Origin of the sequence: Enterococcus sp. 5B3_DIV0040 (assembly GCF_002140755.1) — a bacterium.
GTDB classification, from domain to species: domain Bacteria; phylum Bacillota; class Bacilli; order Lactobacillales; family Enterococcaceae; genus Enterococcus_D; species Enterococcus_D casseliflavus.
Genome location: NZ_NGLC01000001.1, coordinates 1,426,719 through 1,448,708, shown reverse-complemented (window position 1 = coordinate 1,448,708; position 21,990 = coordinate 1,426,719). Strand labels below are relative to the sequence as shown.

Here is a 21,990-nt window from a genome sequence, read left to right as displayed (position 1 = left end):
ATTACTCTCCTTCTAACCAATTATGCATAGGGATTTTAGGCATTGGCCCTTCTTCCTGTGAAATACTCTCATTTTGAAGAAATTGTTTTTTTCTTCTTTTTTGTTCTTCCTCAACTTGCGCTTTCGACGTGATATTCTTACGTTCCCAAGAAAGTAAGATACGATCGATGTAATTTAAGCTATAAGCCTGATTCAAAACCGCTTCTCGCAAAGCAAACTGAATCAGTTCCGGATCGTAATGGTCCTCATCCAACCACTGCCCGATCCGCTGGTATTCGATTGCTGACAATGGCCGACCAAACTCGCCTTCAAACAAGCGATATAACCCACGGATTTTTTCTTCATTTGATTCTACTGCCTCATTTTTCGATTGCTGTGTCAAGAGAAATTCTAAACGGTCATAGATTCCTGTGAAATCATAATAATCAACCATTTTTCCGGCAGCATCTTTTTTTGATTCCATTCGCAATACATCTTTTTTAAGTAATTGATTTAACCAATGGTAAATTTCTTTTTGATCACTCCCCATCACAGAGGCAATCTCACGTAAATCGGGGAAATCATTTCCTTGCTCATGACTGCGATACAACTGCAGCCATAACAAAAATTCGTCATTTGTCAATCCAAGATGATGGTAATTTTCTAAAAGCAAATTTGATATCGTTGTTTGCCCTTTTGCTAAATAGTCCTTTAACGAAACCATACTGTATCCTCTTCTCCTTGATTCACCTGAAACTCTATGATCCTTTGGTCCAAGATCGATCCAATAAAAAGGGGACGACGCAAAGGCGGACGTCCCACGATTCATTCTTAGTTACGCTTTTTCTTTGACTGCTGCGATGATCTCAACTTCAACCAAAACATCTTTTGGCAAGCGGGCAACTTCTACAGCAGAACGTGCAGGTAACTCTTCATTGAACAATGTGCTATAGGTATTATTGAAAGGAACGAAATCATTCATATTTTTTAAAAAACATGTCGTCTTAACGATGTCATCTGGCGTAAGTTCCGCCGCTTCAAGAATCGCGTTGATATTTTTCAATACTTGCTGAGTCTGTACTTCAATCGTCGTACCGACAACTTCCCCCGAAACAGGATCTAATGGCACTTGACCAGAAGCAAACAAAAAGCCGTTTGCGATTTTTGCTTGAACATAAGGACCGATTGCTTGTGGTGCTTGATCTGTAGAAATTATCTTCATTTTGTTTCCTCCTCTTTCACTTGGCATTCGGGACATAGACCATAAACTTCTAGTCGATGGTTATTTATTTGATACCCAGTTAATTTCGAAGCCGCCATTTCGACATCTTCCAATCCTGGATAGTAAAAATCAGCGATCTTTCCACACTTTTGGCAGATAGCATGATAATGAGGCTCCGTTGTAAAATCAAAACGACTGGAGGCATCTCCATAATTCATTTCTTTTACAAAGCCAATTTCTGTGAACAAACGTAAGTTATTGTATACCGTTGCGACACTAATACCAGGAAAATGAACTTCAATCGCTCGATAAATCTCTTCAGCGGTCGGATGGGCATCGTGACTGGCTAAAAACTCTAATATCGCTACTCGCTGCGGTGTAATACGAATATTTTCATGTTTTAATCGTTTGATCGCTTCATCGTAGATCGTACTCACAGGAGTTCCTCCATTTCTCTTATCTCACCTATCATACTATGTAAAACCTAAAAATTCAAACAGCTTTCCTTATTTTTTCAAAGGCAAAACGCTTTTTTCAGCCCGCTTCCGTCCCCTTTTTTCGAGAAAGAAAAGCAGACATTTCAATGCCTGCTTTCTCTCGATTGTTAGTCTTCAAACTGATACAGTGCTGTGGACAAATAACGTTCGCCATTGTCAGGCACGATTGCTAAAACTTTTTTGCCTTTGCCTAGTTCTTTTGCTACCTGTAAAGCAGCTTGGATCGCAGCCCCTGAAGAGATTCCAACTAAAATCCCTTCTTTCATCCCAACTTGCCGTGCAGTTTTCATCGCATCGTCACTGGCAATTGCAATGACTTGATCATAAATTTCGGTATCTAATACTTTAGGGACAAATCCAGTACCGATCCCTTGAATCTTATGCGGTCCTGGCTTACCACCTTCTAAAATCGCAGATTCAGCAGGCTCAACACCAACTATTTTCAAATTAGGATAGACGCGCTTCAGTTCTTTGCCCGCTCCAGTGATCGTTCCACCAGTGCCGATTCCAGCGACAAAAGCATCTAAACCTTTTGATTCAAATGCATCCTCAATTTCTTTTCCTGTCGTTTTTTCATGAATTTCTGGGTTAGCTGGATTTTCAAATTGTAATGGCATATAGTAGCCGTCTTGCTCCGCTAATTCTTTTGCTTTGTTAATGGATCCTGTGATCCCTTCAGACCCAGGCGTCAAAATCAACTCTGCACCATAAGCTTGTACGATTTTCCGTCTTTCGATACTCATCGTTTCTGGCATAACCAACACAACCCGATAGCCTTTTGCCGTACCGATCATGGCTAAACCGATCCCCGTATTTCCTGAGGTTGGCTCGATAATCGTATCGCCGGCTTTCAATAAGCCGCTTTTTTCGGCTTTTTCAATCATGGCTAAAGCAATTCTATCCTTTACGCTACCCCCAGGATTGAAAAACTCTAATTTCACATACACATCAGCAGAACCTTCTTCTACGATATGATTTAATTTGACGATTGGCGTATGACCAACTAATTCATTGACCGATTGATAGATTTTTGTCATTGAAAATCCCTCCCGTTCTTATTCTTCCATTCTACCTAAAATACCTCGGAGTTGCGAATAAAAAGTAAGCAATTTCAAATTTTTTTTCATATAGTTTTATACTTTGTTCTATTTCCACTGACCAGAGTTTGATTGCCACGTCAAAAAAACCTTAAGATTGGCTGCAATTGTAGCAATCCATCTTAAGGTTTTTAACTTACTTATACGATCAACTCTTGTCCGATAACGATGATCTCACTGGATAATCCATTCGATGCCATCAACGCATCAACGGTTGTGCCAAATCGGTTGGCGATATCCCAAAGCGTATCCCCAGAAGCAACTTGATAGCTCTGTGCTGAAGATGTACTACCTGAATACGTGGTCGTCGTTGTTTCGCTGGTCGTTGTGCTAGTTGTGTTTGTCCAGGCTGTATTTTGTGTCGTTCCTGTATCGAACCGTGTAAGCTGATAGGTTTCGATCAACCAGTTCAGTTTTTGTGCGTAACCTGGATCGGTAGCATAACGTCCCGTCAAGTAATTCGTTGCATCATAAAATGAGGTTGTTTGGCTTTTCCAGACACCACTGTAATGAGCAGTCCCTGTCGCGAAACTTGTACTTCGCAAGACGTTCGCATGATCCTGAAACGATTCCCAATAAGAGTTATATTGACGAAACGGTTCATTCATCTCTACCCACTGACCATTCAAATACTCTTGGGTAGGCATATACACACTTTGTCCGTTGTAACTGCCTTTGACCCCAAATAAATTGTAATAGGGGGCATTGGATAATGCGGAAGAACCATAGCCGCTTTCCAAAATCGCTTGAGCGATCATCACAGAAGCATATAGATCATTGTTGGCAGCAACATCTTGTGCTGACCAGCCAATTTGTTCGATGAACCCTGAGATGTCCTGCGTCGCATATTGATTCTCAGCAGCTTGTACCTGTTGAGGAACGAAAGTGACCGTCATTGGCGCTAACATCATTCCTGCACCCATCAAAGAGACCACCGCCTTTTTACTAGGTCTTTTCATCGTCTTCTTTGGTTGATGATGTCTTTCACTTCTTGTTTGATAACTTCCCATCTTTTTCCTCCAGTAACTGTACGTTTTTTCAAATAAATCAATACAGCTATTATACGGAAAAATGCCTAGCAGTGCAAACAATGTTCACTTCCGACCCGACAAAAGACTTTTAAAAAACTTCCTGGACATCCCTCTCAGTTTGTTAATCACTGAGAAGTTTTTAAAAAAACTATTAGAATGGGGTTGTATTGCTTCTCTCTTACTATTTAAAAAAGTCTATATCTTGTGGTGAAACCATTTTTCAGAAATCTTAGCCACTACTACCTTAAATAAGTCACTCTGGCACTTTCAGAGTGAGCAGTACTCGAAAAAAACACGCTCGAAAATCGAAAAGATTCTCGAACGTGCTAGCTTTGATTGATTGTCGATCAATTAATCGATTGATTTAAAAGTATTCACAACATTTTCAACACTAAAGCCGAATTCTGCTAATACTTTGTCGCCAGGTGCTGATGCACCGAAGTGATCGATCGCGATCACTTTTCCATGGCAACCGGTGTAACGTTCCCAACCAAATGGGGAAGCCGCTTCAATCGCTACCCGTTTCTTCACTGCTTTTGGCAAGACGCTTTCTTTGTATTCTGAGCTTTGTGCTTCAAACAAATCAAAGCTTGGTAAGGAGACCACCGATACATCGATGCCTTCTTCTGCCAATTTAGCTTGTGCTTGGACCGCAAGATTCACTTCAGAACCTGTGGCGATCAAAATACCCGCTGGTGTTTCACCAGCTTGTTTTGAAATCACGTAACCACCTTTTGCGACATTTTCATCCGCACCGGTTTGCGTGCCTTCGATCACTGGTAGATTTTGTCGGCTTAAGACTAAGACCGTTGGTTTATCCGTTGTTGTCATAGCCAGTTTCCAAGCAGCACGGGTTTCGTTGCCGTCTGCTGGACGAATCACTTGGACATTTGGCATGCAACGGACGCTAGCTAATTGCTCGATTGGCTCGTGGGTCGGTCCATCTTCCCCAACCGCCACGGAGTCATGTGTCAAGACATAGATCACAGGTGCATGCTGGATCGCAGACAAGCGCACCGCTGGACGCAAGTAATCAACGAAGACGAAGAAGGTCCCGCCATAGATTCGGGTACCGCCATGCAATTGGATGCCGTTCATGGCTGCCGCCATCGCAAATTCTCGGACACCAAACCAAATGTTGCGGCCTTCGTATTGGCCAGGTTCAAAGTCTTTTTCTGCTGCCACCATCGTGTTGTTGGAGCCAGAAAGGTCAGCCGATCCACCCCAGAGACTAGGGACGGCTTTGGATAAGGCTTGGATCATCTCTTTGCTAGAAACCCGACTAGCTTGTGAGCTGCCAACTTCGTAGCTTGGTAATGTTGCATCCCAATCTGCTGGCAATTCACCCGCAAAGGCTTGTTTGAATTGCGCAGCAAGTTCTGGGTAGGCTGCTTCATAGGCACGGAAGGTTTCGTTCCAAGCGGCTTCAGCTTTTTGCCCTTCATCGATCATGGTTTCTTTGAAGCGCGCGGCAACTTCTTCAGGTACGGTAAATTCTGGGTATTCCCAACCATAAATCGCTTTAGCTGCAGAAATGCCTTCGGCACCGATCGGCGCACCATGAACGGCAGAGGTGCCTTGATTTGGCGCACCGTATCCGATCACAGTCTTGATTTCGATCAAGGTTGGTTTGTCGCTTTCAGCTTTTGCTTCGTCGATCGCTTTTGAGATTGCTTCTAAATCATTGCCGTCTTCAACGAGAATGTGTTGCCAGCCATACGCTTCAAAACGCGCACCGACATTTTCTGTAAAGGCTTTTGAAGTCGGACCATCTAGGGAAATGTCATTTGAATCGTACAAGACGATCAGTTTATCTAATTTCATGTGACCCGCCATGGATGCAGCTTCTTGCGAAACACCTTCCATCAAATCCCCATCGCCACATAAGGCATAGGTATAGTGATCGATGACTTGATACTTGTCGCGATTGTAGGTTGCAGCCAAGTGGGCTTCGGCCATTGCCATACCGACTGCCATGGCGATCCCTTGTCCTAAAGGTCCAGTGGTTGCTTCCACGCCGTCTGTGTGATCGACTTCTGGATGTCCTGGCGTGCGGCTATCCCATTGACGGAAGTTTTTTAGATCCTCAATGGTCACATCGTAACCAGACACATGCAACAAGCTGTACAATAACGCCGAACCGTGTCCAGCAGACAAAACAAAACGGTCACGATCCACCCAGTTGCGAGAAGTCGTTGGATTGACTTTCAAGTGTTTGGTCCACAAGGCATAGGCCATGGGTGCTGCCCCCATCGGTAATCCTGGATGTCCTGAATTGGCTTTTTGTACGGCTTCGATACTTAATGTACGAAGGGTGTTCACTCCTAATTGATCGATTTTATCAAACAATGGTAGTTCCTCCTAATTTAGGTTTTTTTTACCTTTATTACATCTTTTATTATACGTGATTCAGATGCTTATTTCAATAGCAATGAAAAGGAATTCACAATTATCTGCCGTGGAGACCTTTTTTCTTTTGAATCTCTTTTAATTTCTCTGGTGTCACATCAGCACCTTCAGGATCAACGATCTTCATTCCTTCGATATGGTGACGCATTCCTCCACGAAAGGCGGTTAAATACTCGTCACGTAGAACTTTTTGTTCGTTCGTTTCTGCCTCAGTCAAACCCTCTGTTTTTTTCTTGTTGGCAAGTTCATTGATTCGAGCTAATTTTTCTTGAGATAGCATATTCGTTCCTCCTTTTCCCTCTTGATTTTACTACAAACTAGCGAATAAAAACAATAGTGTAAAAAGCGAACATTTGTTTGAATATTCGATATACCTATGGTACACTAATGTTATCAAATGAAAGAAGGTGTCAGTTTTGGCAAAACGAACAGAAAATCGACAAATCGAAATTCTTAAGTTCATTCATACCCGTGTCACTGAAAAAGGCTATCCGCCGACTGTTCGCGAAATTGGCGAAGCCGTTCAGTTATCTTCTACCTCAACTGTTCATGGCCATTTGTCCCGACTTGAAAAAAAGGGGTTGATCTTGCGAGATCCTACAAAACCCAGAGCCATTGAATTAACTTCTTCCGGTCTTGAAAAAATCGATGTTCAGCCAGCATCCATTCCGATGCTTGGTGTCGTAACTGCGGGAGAACCGATTTTAGCAGTGGAAGATGCATCCGATTTCTTTCCAATTCCGCCAGATTTAGCAAATAGTACCGGTAGTTTGTTTATGTTGACGATCCGAGGAGAAAGTATGATCAATGCTGGCATCCTTGACGGCGATCAAGTGATCGTTCGCAAACAACAAAGTGCGCAAAATGGTGATATTGTGATCGCTATGACAGATGAAGATGAAGCTACTTGCAAACGATTCTATAAAGAAAAGAATTACATTCGTTTACAACCGGAAAATGATTACTTAGAACCAATCATTTTGCCTGACGTAACGATTTTAGGATTGGTTGTTGGGTTGTATCGACATCTGCTTTGATGCTCAACGAGCTGACTAGGAAATCTTCGTTTTTACGAAGATTTTTTTTCTTTCCTCTTTACAAACCGAACAAACATTCGTATAATAAGTATACAAACATAAGTTCGTATTATTTAAGGAGTGAATGAGATGAAAGCAGTTCGTCGATTTGGTTTTATGTTATGGGTTTTATTGATGGGTATTGTTATTGGCTATTTTGGCGTTCTAAGTGCTGTTCTGATTTTTTGTCCTCTAATGATGCTTTGGTTCATGCTATGGGATGAAAAGAAATTCCGCCAAGCAGAGCGCAAACGTAACCGCCATTATTATCACGATCATGATTTTTATCGTTACGAACCATGATCCTTCCCCTACATACGCCATAAGGCAGAAGAAACAAAAAAGGACTCCTGCGAGTCCTTTTTTGTTTCTTCTTTTTTAGTATTCCATTAACGTCTTGATTTCAACACCTTGGATTTTATCTCTTCCATGTAAATCCATTAGTTCGATCAAAAAGGCACAGCCCACAACGATACCGCCTAGTTTTTCTACGAGTTCAATCGTTGCTTTGATCGTTCCGCCAGTTGCTAGTAGATCGTCACAAATCAAGACACGTTGTCCTGGTTTGATAGCATCGGCATGCAACGTCAAAACATCCACGCCATACTCTTTTTCATACTCTGCTTCAATGGTTTCCCGTGGCAATTTGCCTTTTTTACGTACTGGGGCAAAGCCGACACCTAACTGGTACGCAACTGGGCAACCAACGATAAATCCGCGGGCTTCTGGTCCTACCACCATATCGATGCCTTTTTCTTGTGCATACTCAACGATCTGCTGTGTCGCATAACGATACGCTTCTCCATCAGCCATTAGCGGCGAGATGTCCCGAAAAATAATTCCCTCTTGGGGATAATCCGGAATACTAGCAATATACTCTTTTAAATCCATTTTTTTTCCTCCTAGACTGTCAACCACTGACGTAGGGTTGATAAATCACTCATTAATAAAAATTCTTCTGTTTTGATCATTTTTTGTCGTTGCTGATACAAATGACTCTCTGTCAGCGGACGAGAAACAGGATCAGCCGTTTTATTCAAAACACCATCTTGTATTGTAACAAATTCCAGCTCAGAAAACACCTGAATCATAAAAATAAGTAATTTTTCTGGAATTTTTAGATAGTTAGCGACCATCTTTAATTTGTAGCGAATATCCAAACGAGGCTGCTGCTTGATCAATTGAAAAAGCCGACCATATTGCTCTCTGGTTCCTACCCCGTCTAAATAGGCATCTTCCGTCGAGTAAAACACAAACGCAATTCTTGAAGCATGAAGCGCTTGAACGACCTCTTTGATCACAGCAATATCAGCAGGACAATCTAAAAACGCGATCTCTTGGAACGGACCAGCACAAAATGTATCTTTCACAGCAGCCACCGAGTCGAATAAGATCGTTTGTCCACAAAATCCTTGCAGCTCTCGAGGCAGTTTCTTATTGAAAACGACCCCTAATGTTTCATTTCCCAGAGAGACACCTTGCCGACTCCTTTTCGAACGATAATCAAACAACTGCAGCCCTTCCACTGCAAAGTCATCCAACATCAGCTGCGGTTTTTTGTTGCCATTCCATTCATTGATTGAAAGCTGACCGACGATCGATAGTCGATCATTTTCAAACTCTACTGAGTCTTTTCCAAAACCAAAGCCAATCACATCTAGCTGTAGATTGGACTCATCTGTCATCACTAACTTCAAGTGCTGGTTTTCGGTACCAATCTGGCGGGCATTTTGAGTCGATAAATTGGAAAACAGAAATTTCGGTAACGGATTGTCCGTTCCGAAAGGCGCTAAAACGTTTAAAGACTCAATAAAGTTGATCGATACTTCCGCCAATGGCAGTTCCTCATCGATCGCTAAGGGGATTCCCTGACTAAGATCAATTCCATTTTCTTCCACATAGCGATTCATCTGAGCTTGTAGCATGTCCAAATGATCAATCGGGATACTTAAGCCAACCGCCGCATGATGACCACCAAAACTGGTAAACATGTCTTTCATCGTAGCCAACATTTCAAATAGATTCAACGCAGCGACACTTCTACCTGACCCTTTTGCTAACCCATTTTCTTTTTTGGTCAAAACAATCACGGGCTGTCCGGTACTTTGCATGATACGTCCAGCTACGATTCCTAAAACCCCTTCGTGCCAGTTATCACCTACGACCAGATGAACATGATTGGCAGGGTCGATTTTTTCTTGCGCTTCTTTCATGATTTCTTCAACGAAAGTTTTTCGCTGCTGATTGATCGTATCTAATGTCTTGGCTAAGGTTACTGCTTCTTCTTCATCAAATGTGGTTAACAAACGAACAGCAGGATTAGGATCTTCCAACCGACCAATTGCATTGAGGCGGGGGCCAACAGCAAAACCAATATCGATTTCGTTGACTGTTCGTTTTTTCAATCCACTGACCGTCAACAACTCATTCAAACCAAGCCGATCAGTTTGTTGGATCATTTTCAGGCCATTGCTGACTAGTAGTCGATTCTCATCTGTCAAAGAAACCATATCAGCAATCGTCCCAATTGCAACAAGGTCCAGCAGTTCGACGGGCACTTCTTCTAATAGGGCACAAGCCACTTTAAATGCGACACCGACTCCCGCTAAATCACCAAACGGATAGTTTCCTTCAGGGTGACGGGGATGAACGATGGCAAAGGCTTCTGGGAGTTCTGCAGGAAGTTCATGGTGATCCGTCACGATCACATCGACCCCTTGCCCTTGAGCATAAGCAATTGCCTCATGTCCAGATACCCCATTATCAACGGTGATGATCAATTGAGTCCCTGCCGCAATTTTATCTTGATAGACAGTTATGTTGGGACCATACCCATCTGAAAAGCGATTGGGCAGATAATATTCAGCTTCAGTCCCTAGCAACTCCAGTGTTTCTTTTAATACGGTGGTGCTCGTAATCCCATCTGCGTCATAGTCGCCATAAATCAAGATCCGCTCACCATTTAAAATGGCTTCATGGATCCGTTCCACGGCCTTATCCATATCATGAAAGAGAAACGGATCATGAAGGTATTGCAGATCCGTTGATAAAAAAGCGTCTAGCGCTTCTGCTGTTCGAATATTTCTTTGCCATAGCAACGCGCCGATGCGCTCAGGAATCTTTCTTGCTTGGATCAATTCTTTAAATACAGGGGTAGCTTCGCTATCTTGCGGTCGCACCCAATGAAAATTTGCACGTTTCACCAAATCACTCCTAACTAGGTTATTATAGCAAAGTTTATGTAAAAAGGAAAAACAACGAAAGAAACAATTTATTTTTTCATATCACAAAAAAGAGCTTGCAGCGAACGATGCGCCGGCAAACTCTTTTCTTAATTGCTCTCATGTATTCTAGGCTTGCGATTCAAAAGACTTCATTTCTTCATCAATCGTTGGCGGCGTTGAGGCGCCTGCAGCACGTGACGAAAGTTGCGCTTCTTGATCGTCGAGTTGTTGCTGCCTAGCTGCTAACTCCGCCTGCTTGTTGGTATATTCTCGTTCCAAGGCTTCTCGTTCATCTTGCAGAACTTTCTCGTTATTCGTGCGATAATCCGAGAGCTCTTTTCTCAATTGTTTTAGTTCTTTTTTTTGACGGAACATTGCACTTGTGGAAACCAGCAACAAAATCAATGCGCCTAACAAAGCAGAACCAATAATGACTAAGATCAGTGGCGATTGAATCGTTGTGAAGCCAAAATTGATCGGAACAGTCATATTGTTTGCAACCGCAAATAAAACGATCACTAAAATCAGTAAAATACCAACGATAACACGCCATTGATTTTTCATGGGTTTCAACTCCTATTTTTTGTTGAACATCGTTCCTGCCATATAATCCCCGATTGCAGGAAACAGTGTATACAGTTTTGCTGCCGCCCCTAAAATATGTGGGCGATTGATTTCTCGTTTTGGATGAATCATGGCTTTGACGATCGTTTGTGCCAATTTGTTTGGTTCAAGGACAAGGCTGCCCACCGATGATAAGTAACTACCGCTAGGATCTGCTTGGTCAAAGAATGCCGTTTCGATCGGCCCTGGGTTGACCGTTGTTACGTTGATCCCCAGTGGTTTTAGTTCTAAACGTAAGGCGTTAGAAAAACCAAGTACAGCAAATTTCGTTGCAGAGTAAACTGCGGTCTTCGGCGTAGCGATCTTACCCGCAATTGAAGCAACGTTTATGATATGACCATGCTTTTGTTCAGCCATTTGAATCGCAACTTGCTGAGTCAAAACCATCATCCCAAGTACATTGACTTCAAACATATTACGGATGACCGCAGGATCCATCTCTGTAAACTCTTGAAAGATCCCATAGCCAGCATTATTGACAAAGACATCGATCTTTCCGACTTTCTCACTAATTTTTTCTAATAAGCGCTCCACGCTTTCAGGATTTGCTACGTCCAATTGAAACGCATACGCTTCTTTGCCGCTTAATTCCATACATTGCTCTTTGACTTTCCCAATCAAATTCGTCCTCCGGGCACAAGTCACGACGATCGCACCACGTTTTGCGGCTTCATAACAGATTTGTTCTCCAAGTCCGGCAGAACCTCCTGTTACAACGACAACTTTATTCTCCAAGTTCATCTGATTCTTCCTCTCCGGCAAAAGGGATCTCGACAACATCAAAATCTTTGACGATCAACGTATTCGGAAATACTTCTTTTGCTTCATTTACTAAATTTGTAATATCTTTGCCAACATAGCGCGCGCTGATATGGGTCAATAGCAAACGCTTGGCGTGAGCTTCTTGGGCAACTTCAGCAGCTTGTCGCGTCGTCGAATGAAAATAAGCGCGAGCCAACTTGGCTTCTTCTTTGTTGAAGGTACTTTCATGTACCAAAACATCCGCATCTTTCGCTAAAAGCACGGCGTTTTGACATTTACGGGTGTCACCTAATATTGTCACGATCCGTCCTTTTTTGGCTTGACCTAAAAAATCAGCCCCATTGATTTGACGACCATCATCGAGGGTAACTACTTCACCTTTTTTCAAACGTCCGAAGACAGGACCAGGTTTCAGCCCAAGTTCAAGCAATGCTTGCACTTGCAACTCCCCTTGATGGCTTGCTTCGACAATACGATAGCCAAAACTATCAATCCCGTGATCAAGGCGCAGACAAGATACTTCAAATTGCTGATCTTTAAAAAGAATCCCTTCTTCTTCAATCTCAAAAAAATGCAATGGATAGCTGACTTTCGTCTGAGAAATCCGCAAAACGGTTTGAATGTATGCTTTGATCCCCTTGGGTCCATAAATCTCTAGAGGTGTGTCTCCGCCTTGAAAGGAGCGGCTGCTGATCAATCCTGGCAATCCATAAATATGATCACCATGAAGATGGGTAATAAAGATTTTTTCAATCTTTCTCGGTCTAATCGTAGAATGCAAGATCTGCATTTGTGTCCCTTCGCCACAATCAAAAAGCCAAACGGCATTGCGTTCATCTAATAATCGTAACGCAGTGCTGGTCACATTTCGATGTTTCGCAGGCACTCCAGCACCTGTTCCTAAAAATTCTAATTCCATAAGCTTCTTTCCTTTCATCTCTTTCCAATTTTAGCGGAAAAGAAATCAAGTTGCAATTGAAGCTTGCGGTTTTTATTTCTCGGATTGGCTATCGGATTCATCGTTATGGGAATTTTTCCAATCCTCTTGAACACGTGCCTTGGTGGATTCTTCGACTTTTTTGGCCGTCTCGATCTCTGCCTCGACATCATCGTAGTCAAAACGAGTGATGTCACCGCCTAATTCATTCATGATCTGTTGGTTCAAAGGACGATTGTCCTCTTCATCGGCAATCAATAATAACCCCGTATCGCCTACACCAATTTGGTTTCCGACGTGTTCGAAGAGCATTTGCGCATTTTGGATCTCTTTTGCGTCACGAGTAGCACCGATCATACTACCGCCAAACCAGCCCAGCATGATTCCCAAAGGCCCACCTAACACACCAACGAGCATCCCGATCAAACCACCAGTTGATGTCTTATTGTTTCCAGTAAAATCAAGAAAATCCTCGACTTTAAATTGATGTACGCCTTCATTGGTATGGGTAAGAACCGCCATTTGCTCTCCTTTGATCTTTCGTTCCATATGCATCCGTTTCACTTCAGAAAAGGCTTGATACGCTTTGGCACTAGCATCAAAGTTCATTACAATGACTCGTTTTGACATAAAAATCGCTCCCTTTGGTTTATTTGTTTTTTTCTTTATTTTAACAGTAAATCATTTAAATGAAAAAAGAAACCAAAAAGACTGCCGATCATTGATTTCTTAGAGAAAATCAATGATCGGCAGTCAAAACCAATTCAACTATGAAGGATTTTTTTAAAAAAATGATGTTCTTTTAAACGCTTATTCGACAAACTCAAATTCAAAATTACCGATACGCACAATATCACCGTCTTTGGCACCTCTCGCACGCAATGCTTCATCGACACCCAATCCACGTAATTGACGAGCAAAACGCATTACAGTCTCATCGTGATCAAAGTTCGTCATTTGGAATAGTTTTTCGATTTTCTCACCGCTCAAGATCCAAGTTGCATCAGGATCGCGATCGATTGCAAACTCCGGTTCATCCGATTGGAAGCCGTAATGAACCACATCTTCTTCGATTTCTTCATCGTACAAGAGGAACTCAGGAGTGACTTCCAATAGATCCGCTGTCGCATTCAGCAAGGCATCGATTCCCTTACGAGTGACACCAGAGATTGGGAAAATCATTGGTTCATCCGCGAACTCATCCGTTTTTTCTTTTGCCAGCTGCTCTTTGAAAAGGGCTAGGTTTTCTTCAGCATCCGGCATATCCATCTTATTGGCAACGATGATCTGTGGGCGTTCTAGTAAGCGCAAGTTATGGGTCGACAATTCATTGTTGATGGATAAATAGTCTTCATATGGATCGCGCCCTTCCATGCCGCTCATATCGATCACATGTAAAATAACCCGCGTCCGTTCGATATGACGTAAAAACTGAGTCCCTAAACCAACACCTTGCGAAGCACCTTCGATCAAGCCAGGCAGATCGGCTACTGCAAAACTACGACCATCAGTGGTCGTTACCATGCCTAAATTTGGTACCAGTGTTGTAAAATGATACGCGCCGATTTTTGGACGAGCAGACGAAATCACAGAGAGTAATGTTGACTTCCCAACTGAAGGGAAACCAACTAAACCAACATCTGCTAAGACTTTTAGTTCGAGCTCGATCTTTCTTTCTTGACCGGGTTCTCCGTTCTCTGCTAATTCTGGGGCTGGATTTTTTGGAGAAGCAAACCGAATGTTCCCACGGCCGCCCCGCCCGCCTTTTGCGATTACTAATGTTTGACCTTGCTCAATCAAATCACCTAATAAGGCACCTGTTTCAGCATCACGAACGGTGGTGCCTTGGGGTACTTTGATGTAAGTATCATCTGAGCCACGGCCGTGCATTCCTTTACTCATACCATTTTCCCCGGGTTGCGCTTTAAAATGACGATTAAAGCGGAAATCCATTAATGTACGCAAACCTTCGTCTACGACTAAAATGACATCACCGCCACGTCCCCCGTCCCCACCTGCGGGTCCGCCGTCTGGGACATATTTCTCTCGGCGAAAAGCAACCATCCCGTCGCCGCCTTTTCCTGCTTTGACATCGATTGTCACTTGATCTAAAAACATGGACATTATTTGTCCTCCATTCTTTTTTTACTACCTTCTATACTTTTTGATTATCAGTTATCTCACTTTAAGTGGTTACTATTTCTCTAATAAGAAAGTCTATTTTATTGTAACGACCGAAACGCCTTTTGTCTATCTTTTCTCATGGGTTTCCGTAAGAAATCGCGAATTCTTAAGGGTTATTCTTTGACAGTCACAGGAAATCGTAGCAAACTTTTAAGTGTACCAGTACACAATCAAAGGAGGAAACAAGAAATGACAGTAAAAGTTGGAATCAATGGTTTTGGACGAATTGGACGTTTAGCTTTTCGTAGGATCAGAGAAGTTTCTGCCGATATTGAAGTTGTGGCAATCAATGATTTAACAAGCCCCGTAATGTTAGCACATCTATTGCAATTTGACTCGACCCACGGCACGTACCCTGGAACTGTTACTGCAACGGATAATGCTATCGTTGTCGATGGCAAAGAGACCCGAGTGTACGCTGAACCAGACGCAAGCAAAATCCCCTGGGCAAAAGAAAATGGCGTCGATATCGTATTAGAATGTACGGGTTTTTACACTTCCGCAGAAAAAGCCCAGGCCCATCTTGATGCAGGTGTCAAACGAGTCGTTATCTCCGCACCAGCTGGTAATATGAAAACGATCGTTTACAATGTCAACTCAGACACGTTAACACCGGATGATACTATCATATCCGCAGGTTCTTGTACGACCAACTGCTTAGCTCCAATGGCCTACTTTTTAAATGAGGAATTCGGGATCGAAGTTGGTACGATGACGACGGTTCATGCGTATACTTCTACTCAAATGCTATTGGATGGTCCTGTAAAAGGCGGAAACTTAAGAGCCGCTCGTTCCGCTGCTGACAACACGATCCCTCACTCAACGGGTGCCGCCAAAGCAATCGGTTTGGTTATCCCAGAATTAAATGGCAAATTACAAGGCCACGCCCAACGGGTTCCGGTCGTCGATGGTTCTTTAACAGAGTTAGTCTCAATTTTGAAAACCAAAGTAACCGCCGATGAAGTCAATGAAGCGATCAGAAAACACACCGTCGATAATCCGTCATTCGGTTACGATGACCGTGAAATCGTCTCTGGAGATGTGATTGGTACCACTCAAGGGTCTATCTTTGATCCGACACAAACAGAAGTAACCACTGCTGGCGATTTCCAACTGGTGAAAACCGTCGCTTGGTATGATAATGAATACGGCTTTACTTGCCAAATGATTCGCTTGCTAGAAGAATTTGCTCGTTTATAAGCTAAAGGTCAAGCAAAAAGTGCCGGTTCTTTTTTAGAACCGGCACTTTTTTATTCACTTGCTGGATGATCGTATTTGTCCAAAAAAGCTGCAATGTTTTCTTTATAAAGGTCTGGATCTGTTTTGTAGCTTTTCGCATGCTCGGCACCTGAAACAACCCACTTTTCTTTTGGTGCATCGGTCGCGTTATACAAAATATCCAGCATCGAATAAGGAACAAACGTATCCGCATCGCCATGGATAAAAAAGATCGGACGCGTATTCCTTTGCAGTTGTTTGACTGCATCTGCTTCACCGAAGAAATACCCCGCTCGGATTTTTGTGACAAGACTAGTGACATTCATCAATGGAAAGGCCGGTAGACCAAACAATTGATCGAGTTGATAACCCAATTCTTCATTGACGTTGGTATACCCACAATCTTCAATAATAGAAGTGACATTTTTCGGCAAGTCTTCCCCACTGGTCATCATTACCGTGGCAGCCCCCATACTGATGCCATACAAAGTGATCGTTTCTTCAGAACCATTTTTTGCGAGTACCTCATCGATCCATTGCAAATAATCCTTACGTTCGTGCCACCCAAAACCAATATAATCTCCTTCGCTTTGACCATGCCCTCGAGCGTCTGGAACCAAGACATTATAGCCTAAATCATGATACATCTTAGCGTAGTCCGCCATCGTTTCTGCGTTCCCCATATAGCCATGCGCGATGATCGCCGTTTTCCCGCGATTCTTCTCCTCCGCCGGTAGATAAATGGCGGATAATTTTAAATCATCTTCAGAAGTTAGCTGCCACATCTCACGATTTGTTGGATCTGTAAACCAATTTTGCGATTCATTTCCCGTCTGATTTTCATCAGTCCCCGGGGTATCTCCTTCCAAAAAATCTTTTTCTGAAGGAACCACCGCATAATCATAAAAATAATTTCCAGCATATCCTAACCCCGCAATCGCTAATACAGCCACTCCGATGGCAATCTTCCAGCGCAATTTCACACTTGTCACGTCCTCTTGTTATATAGTTTACATAATATTATTATGGTTTCGTCATTCCTCAAGGAAAGAACCCACTACTTAAATTACCGTTTTTTGCCCATGTTTGTCAATCGCAAGCGCCCAAAAAGAAAACCATTGCCAACAATCTTTGTTGGCAATGGCTGATTTTCGTGGTAATTAGTTATTTTCGACCAATTTAAAACTTGACCAAGGTTTCAAAAATTCTAATAAGAATAGTTCCTCATCAGCGATCTTACCAACGACATTGACTCGACCATCATTTTTCATTGCTTTCAAGGCGATTTGCGTCTCCCCTTTGTATTGTCCATAGCCAGCATTATCGATCAAGACATCCCCTCTTACCATATCACGGGTATCATGAGGTGGAAATTCCTTGTCTTTATAATAGATCCGCGTCATCGTTGAACGCAAGATGTATTCCGAACGATCTCCTCGATAGCTGTGCAGATTATCGAAGAGACAAATTCGTTCATCTTCAGTGATTCCGTCAACGACATCGACTCTTAATGTCGGATAATCCGCGTGAAACGCTTCAGCCATTGCTGCCAATTCTGCTTCTGAAGCATAGGCATTTCCAACAGAGATATCATCGATCAAACCCGTCAACACTAAATGTTTGACTTGCGTAGCTAGTGGCAGATCACGATGATCTTCCAAAGAGCATAAACCATCTTGTGTTGGCCATGGACCGAAATCAGCTTCGTGAGAATTCACGAAAGCCATCGTATTTAAATTGTATTTGCGGAATTTTTCCGAACAAAAAACGAAATGGTCGTAGCCCAACCCTGAATAGCGATGAGGATAGAAGTTATGCGAGCCGAGTAAATTTTCAGTATTAGGTGAATAACTCATGATGTTATCCACGTAGCTCGTACCACTGCTCATATTGATTTCGATTTTAATCCCGTAAGGATTACGCGTCATTTTGGCTTCTTCTGAACCAGTAAAACCAATATCTAACCGAACACCGTAAGCGCCCATCTCATCAAAGAAGGATAAATCATCATAAGAAATACCTAGCTGTTCGAATAAACCAGGATTGATATCTACCATGACTTCCATTCCTAACTGATTGGCATAATCCACGACTTGTTTAAAGTCTGCCAAGACTTTTTCTTTGTCATCGTTGATTTGCAGCAAACTGGTAAATACCCGTTTAAAGCCGTATTTGTGTGCCAAGTCTAAATACGCTTTGTCCTTTTCAAACGTTGAGCGCTCTGGATAAATCGATATCCCTAATTTTCCCATCAAAAAAACCTCCTGTAAATTCTATCCGTTTATTATAATGAATCCTCTTTCATTATAGCAAACATCTAAAAAGTGGTCTACACCTTTCCGCCTGTTTCTTTCTCATTCCACAAAATCTGCGCTTTCTTCTATGTCTCTTTTTTGTTATGATTATCATTAAGAAAACTGGAAGGAATGAAAGAATGAAAAAAATCCTATTCACACTGACAGCAGCTGCTAGCCTTTTATTATTAGCTGCTTGTACAGGTTCAAGTACCACCGATCCCTCATCAAGCAATTCGGCAGAAAGCACGTCGACCTCAGAATCCGTTGACTTGAATGCCCTGGAATTGCCGCAATTATCAACGGATGTGCAAGAGAATGAAGCTTTAGTTGAAATGGTGACGGAGGAAGGCTCGATCAAAATCAAACTTTTCCCAGAGATTGCACCCAAAGCAGTCGAAAACTTTTTGACCCATGCCAAAGATGGTTATTATGACGGCTTGACTTTCCATCGTGTCGTAGAAGAGTTTATGATCCAAGGGGGCGACCCTAATGGTGATGGCACTGGCGGAGAAAGCATATGGGGCGAAGGATTCGGCGAAGAATACTCGAACCAGCTTTATCACTTGCGAGGCGCATTGGCAATGGCAAAATCAAGTGCGCCAAACAGCCAAGGCAGTCAATTCTACATCGTTCAAAATGATCAAGACGTATCCGACGGTCTAGCGATCCAACACTATCCTGAAAAAATCATCGAAGCCTACAAAAATGGTGGAACACCACAATTGGACGGTAGCTATACCGTTTTTGGTCAAGTGATCGAAGGCATGGATGTCGTAGATAAAATTGCGCAAGCAGAAACCCAAGACTCTGGCAATGGTGAGAATTCTCAACCGGTTGAGCCAGTGAAGATCGAAACGATCAAGGTCTTACAAGAAGCCAAAGAATAAATAAAAAAACCGCTGAAGTCTCCGATACTCGGGAATTTCAGCGGTTTTCTTTTACTTTTGGTCGCCTACGATAAAGGTAAATTCGCACTCAGCAGCTTTTTTGCCATCCACTGTCGCTACCGCATCAGCAGTTCCAACGGAGCCTTTGATTTTGGTGATCTCAAAAACAAGTTTCATAGTATCTCCCGGAACAACTTTTTGACGGAATTTGGCTTTGTTGATGCCGCCGATATACGCCGTTCTACCTTGGAATTCCTCGGATTTCAAGATCAGGATCGATCCTGCTTGTGCCAATGTTTCTAAAATCAAGGCACCCGGCATTACTGGATTTCCCGGAAAATGACCTTGGAAAAAGTCTTCGTTGATAGTAACATTTTTCGTTGCGATAATCTTTTTGCCAGACTCGATTTCATCGACATAATCAATATATATAATTGGGTAGCGATTTGGAATCAAATCCATGACTTCTGTTTCAGTCAATAGTTTTTTCATGGTTTCCCTTCCTTGCTTAAGAATTTATTATAGTTTGATTATCAAAGTATCATAGTTCAGCGGAATTCGCAACTAAATATTTATTAAGAAAAAAATAGTTTGACAATCAAACAATTATGCTTAATAATTAGAAATCAAGATAGTTTGATTTACTATTTGTCATTATACGTATTTTATTATTGTTGAATTTATTAAGGAGTGGAATTATGAGTTTTTTAACCGGTAAAAAAGTTGTCGTCATGGGCGTTGCCAACAAACGCAGTATCGCTTGGGGCTGTGCACAAGCATTAAAAGCACAAGGAGCCGAAGTGATCTACACGTATCAAAACGACCGCATGAAGAAGCCTTTAGAGCGCTTATTGGAATCTGATGAATTTGTAGTGGAGTGTGACGTCGCTAATGACGAAAGCATTGCTGCCGCCTTTGATACAATCAAAGAATATGCTGGAGAGATCCATGGTGTCGTCCATGCCGTCGCTTATGCTAATAAAGAAGATCTTTCTGGCGACATTTTGAATATTTCTCGTGACGGTTATGCTTTGGCGCAAGACATCAGCAGTTATTCATTGATTGCCGTCACTAAATATGCCAAACCAATCTTAGCTGAAAATGCTGGAATCGTTACCCTTTCCTACTTAGGTGCCGAACGGGCAGTACCAAACTACAACATGATGGGTATTGCGAAAGCTGCTTTGGAATCAAGTGTTCGCTATTTAGCTGCCGAACTTTCACCGCAAAAGATCCGTGTCAATGCGATTTCAGCTGGCGCCATCAAGACGCTGGCAGTAACTGGTGTAAAAGACTATCAAAAACTGATCCAATTGTCAGAGGATCGAACACCAGATCATATTGGTGTAACGATCGAAGAAGTCGGCAATGCTTGTGCCTTCTTGATCAGTCCTTTATCAAGCGGGATTGTCGGCGAAGTGATTTTTGTTGATAAAGGCGTTCATTTATCTTAATCAATAATTGTCATAGAAAAGTCTGCTATTTGCCTACCCGTTGGCTGAGCAGGCTTTTTCTGAAAAAAACAGGTATTTCAGAAAACCTCCTTTGCATTTCTATTTTATCTTCGTTAAAATAGATGCAGTAAGACTTGGAGGGATTTTATGAAACAACTGCTACTCGCAGCTAGCACGACCGATTCAAGTGGTTCCAGCATTACTGAACCAGCAGCTGCTCAGCTCAATGCATTGCAAAAATGGTGGGCGTCCATCGACTGGGAATCGATCATTGGCCTACTGATTCAAAAAGCATTGATGTTGCTTTTTTTATGTATCCTATTCGGTATTTTATTGAAAATAAGCAATATGATCATCGATCGGATCTATCGTTCCTATGAAAAAAAAGCCAGTTTCAATGTGAGTCGAATCAACACGATCCATACCCTGATCCGCAATACGGTTCATTACACATTAGGCTTCTTTTTTGTCTATGCACTCCTTTCAACCATCGGCGTACCTGTAGGCTCGCTACTAGCCGGTGCCGGAGTCGTCGGTGTCGCCCTTGGTTTAGGCGCCCAAGGTTTTATGAACGACTTGATTACTGGCTTCTTTATTATTACCGAGCAACAAATCAATGTTGGTGATTACGTCCGCTTGACCAATCTGACGCTTGAAGGTACGGTGACGGCAGTCGGTATTCGGACTGTTCAATTAAAATCCGTTGATGGAACCGTTCATTATATCCCAAATCGTAACATCACGACCATCAGTAATACATCAAGAGCCAATATGCAAGTCGTGGTCGACGTACGAATCTTACCATCTGAAGGCTTAGATGAAATACGTGCCATCATTGAAGAAGTCAATGAACAGATTGCTCAGCAGCATGAAGAAGAGATTCAAACGGCCCCTACGGTCTTCGGTTTAGTGGATCTGGGGAACAACAACTTTGCAATTCGTACGACCATGTATGTGACCAACGGTACGCAATGGAAAATCAAAGAGGAATTTTTGGCCGCATCGATCGATGCTTTAACTGCCAAAGGCTATACGATCCCCAATGCGCCGATCGTCGGTATTTAAAAAAGGTTATCCCGAAGCTGGGATAAC

At 42.5% G+C, this 21,990-nt stretch carries 23 protein-coding genes; 6 read left to right on the top strand and 17 right to left on the bottom strand.

Annotated features, from left to right (window positions below):
- Position 1 precedes the first annotated feature (1 nt).
- The 7 genes from A5883_RS06805 to A5883_RS06775 all read right to left on the bottom strand — a co-directional run bounded on the left by A5883_RS06805 (position 2) and on the right by A5883_RS06775 (position 6,515).
- A complete protein-coding gene (locus A5883_RS06805; protein ID WP_016611727.1) occupies positions 2–703 on the bottom strand; it encodes a DnaD domain protein in 702 nt (233 codons plus the stop codon).
- Between the two features lie 111 nt (positions 704–814).
- The gene (locus tag A5883_RS06800; protein WP_005236057.1) at positions 815–1,201 is read right to left on the bottom strand and encodes a RidA family protein; all 387 of its coding nucleotides are present in this window, start codon (positions 1,199–1,201) and stop codon (positions 815–817) included.
- A complete protein-coding gene (locus A5883_RS06795; RefSeq protein WP_005226158.1) occupies positions 1,198–1,638 on the bottom strand; it encodes a Fur family transcriptional regulator in 441 nt (146 codons plus the stop codon). The genes A5883_RS06800 and A5883_RS06795 overlap by 4 nt, the downstream gene beginning before the upstream one ends.
- A 167-nt stretch (positions 1,639–1,805) precedes the next feature.
- The gene (gene cysK, locus A5883_RS06790; protein WP_005236064.1) at positions 1,806–2,735 is read right to left on the bottom strand and encodes a cysteine synthase A; all 930 of its coding nucleotides are present in this window, start codon (positions 2,733–2,735) and stop codon (positions 1,806–1,808) included.
- A 200-nt stretch (positions 2,736–2,935) separates the two neighbouring features.
- Positions 2,936–3,805, bottom strand: coding sequence for a glucosaminidase domain-containing protein (locus A5883_RS06785; protein WP_016611726.1), 870 nt, complete (start codon positions 3,803–3,805; stop codon positions 2,936–2,938).
- A 372-nt stretch (positions 3,806–4,177) separates the two neighbouring features.
- Positions 4,178–6,175: a transketolase gene (gene tkt / locus A5883_RS06780; RefSeq protein ID WP_086338184.1), complete on the bottom strand. Its 1,998-nt coding sequence runs from the start codon at positions 6,173–6,175 to the stop codon at positions 4,178–4,180.
- Between the two features lie 100 nt (positions 6,176–6,275).
- Positions 6,276–6,515, bottom strand: a complete 240-nt coding sequence (locus A5883_RS06775) for a DUF896 family protein (protein ID WP_005236078.1) — start codon at positions 6,513–6,515, stop codon at positions 6,276–6,278.
- 136 nt (positions 6,516–6,651) lie between these two features.
- On the opposite strand from A5883_RS06775, the gene lexA reads away from it, so the two are divergent.
- Positions 6,652–7,272 carry a transcriptional repressor LexA gene (lexA, locus tag A5883_RS06770; RefSeq protein WP_008381880.1) on the top strand — a complete coding sequence of 207 codons (621 nt, stop codon included), beginning with the start codon at positions 6,652–6,654 and terminating at the stop codon, positions 7,270–7,272.
- A 129-nt stretch (positions 7,273–7,401) separates the two neighbouring features.
- The gene (locus A5883_RS06765; protein ID WP_005236082.1) at positions 7,402–7,614 is read left to right on the top strand and encodes a hypothetical protein; all 213 of its coding nucleotides are present in this window, start codon (positions 7,402–7,404) and stop codon (positions 7,612–7,614) included.
- Positions 7,615–7,689: 75 nt separating this feature from the next.
- On the opposite strand, the gene A5883_RS06760 is transcribed toward A5883_RS06765, so the two are convergent.
- The 7 genes from A5883_RS06760 to obgE form a co-directional block, all read right to left on the bottom strand.
- Positions 7,690–8,202, bottom strand: coding sequence for an adenine phosphoribosyltransferase (locus A5883_RS06760; protein WP_005226167.1), 513 nt, complete (start codon positions 8,200–8,202; stop codon positions 7,690–7,692).
- 11 nt (positions 8,203–8,213) lie between these two features.
- Entirely contained in the window at positions 8,214–10,514 is a 2,301-nt protein-coding gene (gene recJ / locus A5883_RS06755) for a single-stranded-DNA-specific exonuclease RecJ (protein WP_086299460.1), read from the bottom strand.
- 147 nt (positions 10,515–10,661) lie between these two features.
- Complete coding sequence (locus tag A5883_RS06750; RefSeq protein WP_086299461.1) at positions 10,662–11,099, bottom strand: lipopolysaccharide assembly protein LapA domain-containing protein; 438 nt, start codon at positions 11,097–11,099, stop codon at positions 10,662–10,664.
- Positions 11,100–11,111: 12 nt separating this feature from the next.
- Positions 11,112–11,900, bottom strand: coding sequence for an SDR family NAD(P)-dependent oxidoreductase (locus A5883_RS06745; RefSeq protein WP_016612306.1), 789 nt, complete (start codon positions 11,898–11,900; stop codon positions 11,112–11,114).
- Positions 11,884–12,840: a ribonuclease Z gene (rnz, locus tag A5883_RS06740; protein ID WP_008381890.1), complete on the bottom strand. Its 957-nt coding sequence runs from the start codon at positions 12,838–12,840 to the stop codon at positions 11,884–11,886. Before rnz ends, A5883_RS06745 begins: the two co-directional genes overlap by 17 nt.
- 72 nt (positions 12,841–12,912) lie before the next feature.
- Positions 12,913–13,488: a DUF456 domain-containing protein gene (locus A5883_RS06735; protein ID WP_086299462.1), complete on the bottom strand. Its 576-nt coding sequence runs from the start codon at positions 13,486–13,488 to the stop codon at positions 12,913–12,915.
- A gap of 180 nt (positions 13,489–13,668) precedes the next feature.
- Positions 13,669–14,982 (bottom strand): GTPase ObgE, encoded by a 1,314-nt coding sequence (gene obgE, locus A5883_RS06730; protein ID WP_042890376.1) that lies wholly within the window; start codon positions 14,980–14,982, stop codon positions 13,669–13,671.
- A gap of 249 nt (positions 14,983–15,231) precedes the next feature.
- Between obgE and gap the strand changes: the two genes are divergently transcribed.
- Entirely contained in the window at positions 15,232–16,242 is a 1,011-nt protein-coding gene (gene gap / locus A5883_RS06725; RefSeq protein WP_042890377.1) for a type I glyceraldehyde-3-phosphate dehydrogenase, read from the top strand.
- 50 nt (positions 16,243–16,292) lie between these two features.
- Here gap and A5883_RS06720 read toward each other — a convergent pair whose 3' ends face one another.
- Positions 16,293–17,243: an alpha/beta hydrolase gene (locus A5883_RS06720; protein WP_086299463.1), complete on the bottom strand. Its 951-nt coding sequence runs from the start codon at positions 17,241–17,243 to the stop codon at positions 16,293–16,295.
- 177 nt (positions 17,244–17,420) lie between these two features.
- Positions 17,421–18,512, bottom strand: a complete 1,092-nt coding sequence (locus tag A5883_RS06715; RefSeq protein WP_005236098.1) for a DUF871 domain-containing protein — start codon at positions 18,510–18,512, stop codon at positions 17,421–17,423.
- A 182-nt stretch (positions 18,513–18,694) separates the two neighbouring features.
- Between A5883_RS06715 and A5883_RS06710 the strand changes: the two genes are divergently transcribed.
- Complete coding sequence (locus tag A5883_RS06710) at positions 18,695–19,444, top strand: peptidylprolyl isomerase (RefSeq protein ID WP_008381897.1); 750 nt, start codon at positions 18,695–18,697, stop codon at positions 19,442–19,444.
- Positions 19,445–19,495: 51 nt separating this feature from the next.
- Here A5883_RS06710 and fabZ read toward each other — a convergent pair whose 3' ends face one another.
- A complete protein-coding gene (gene fabZ / locus A5883_RS06705) occupies positions 19,496–19,936 on the bottom strand; it encodes a 3-hydroxyacyl-ACP dehydratase FabZ (protein WP_005226178.1) in 441 nt (146 codons plus the stop codon).
- A gap of 206 nt (positions 19,937–20,142) precedes the next feature.
- On the opposite strand from fabZ, the gene fabI reads away from it, so the two are divergent.
- Positions 20,143–20,898: an enoyl-ACP reductase FabI gene (gene fabI / locus A5883_RS06700; protein ID WP_086299465.1), complete on the top strand. Its 756-nt coding sequence runs from the start codon at positions 20,143–20,145 to the stop codon at positions 20,896–20,898.
- 147 nt (positions 20,899–21,045) lie between these two features.
- Entirely contained in the window at positions 21,046–21,963 is a 918-nt protein-coding gene (locus A5883_RS06695) for a mechanosensitive ion channel family protein (RefSeq protein WP_005236101.1), read from the top strand.
- Positions 21,964–21,990: the final 27 nt, after the last annotated feature.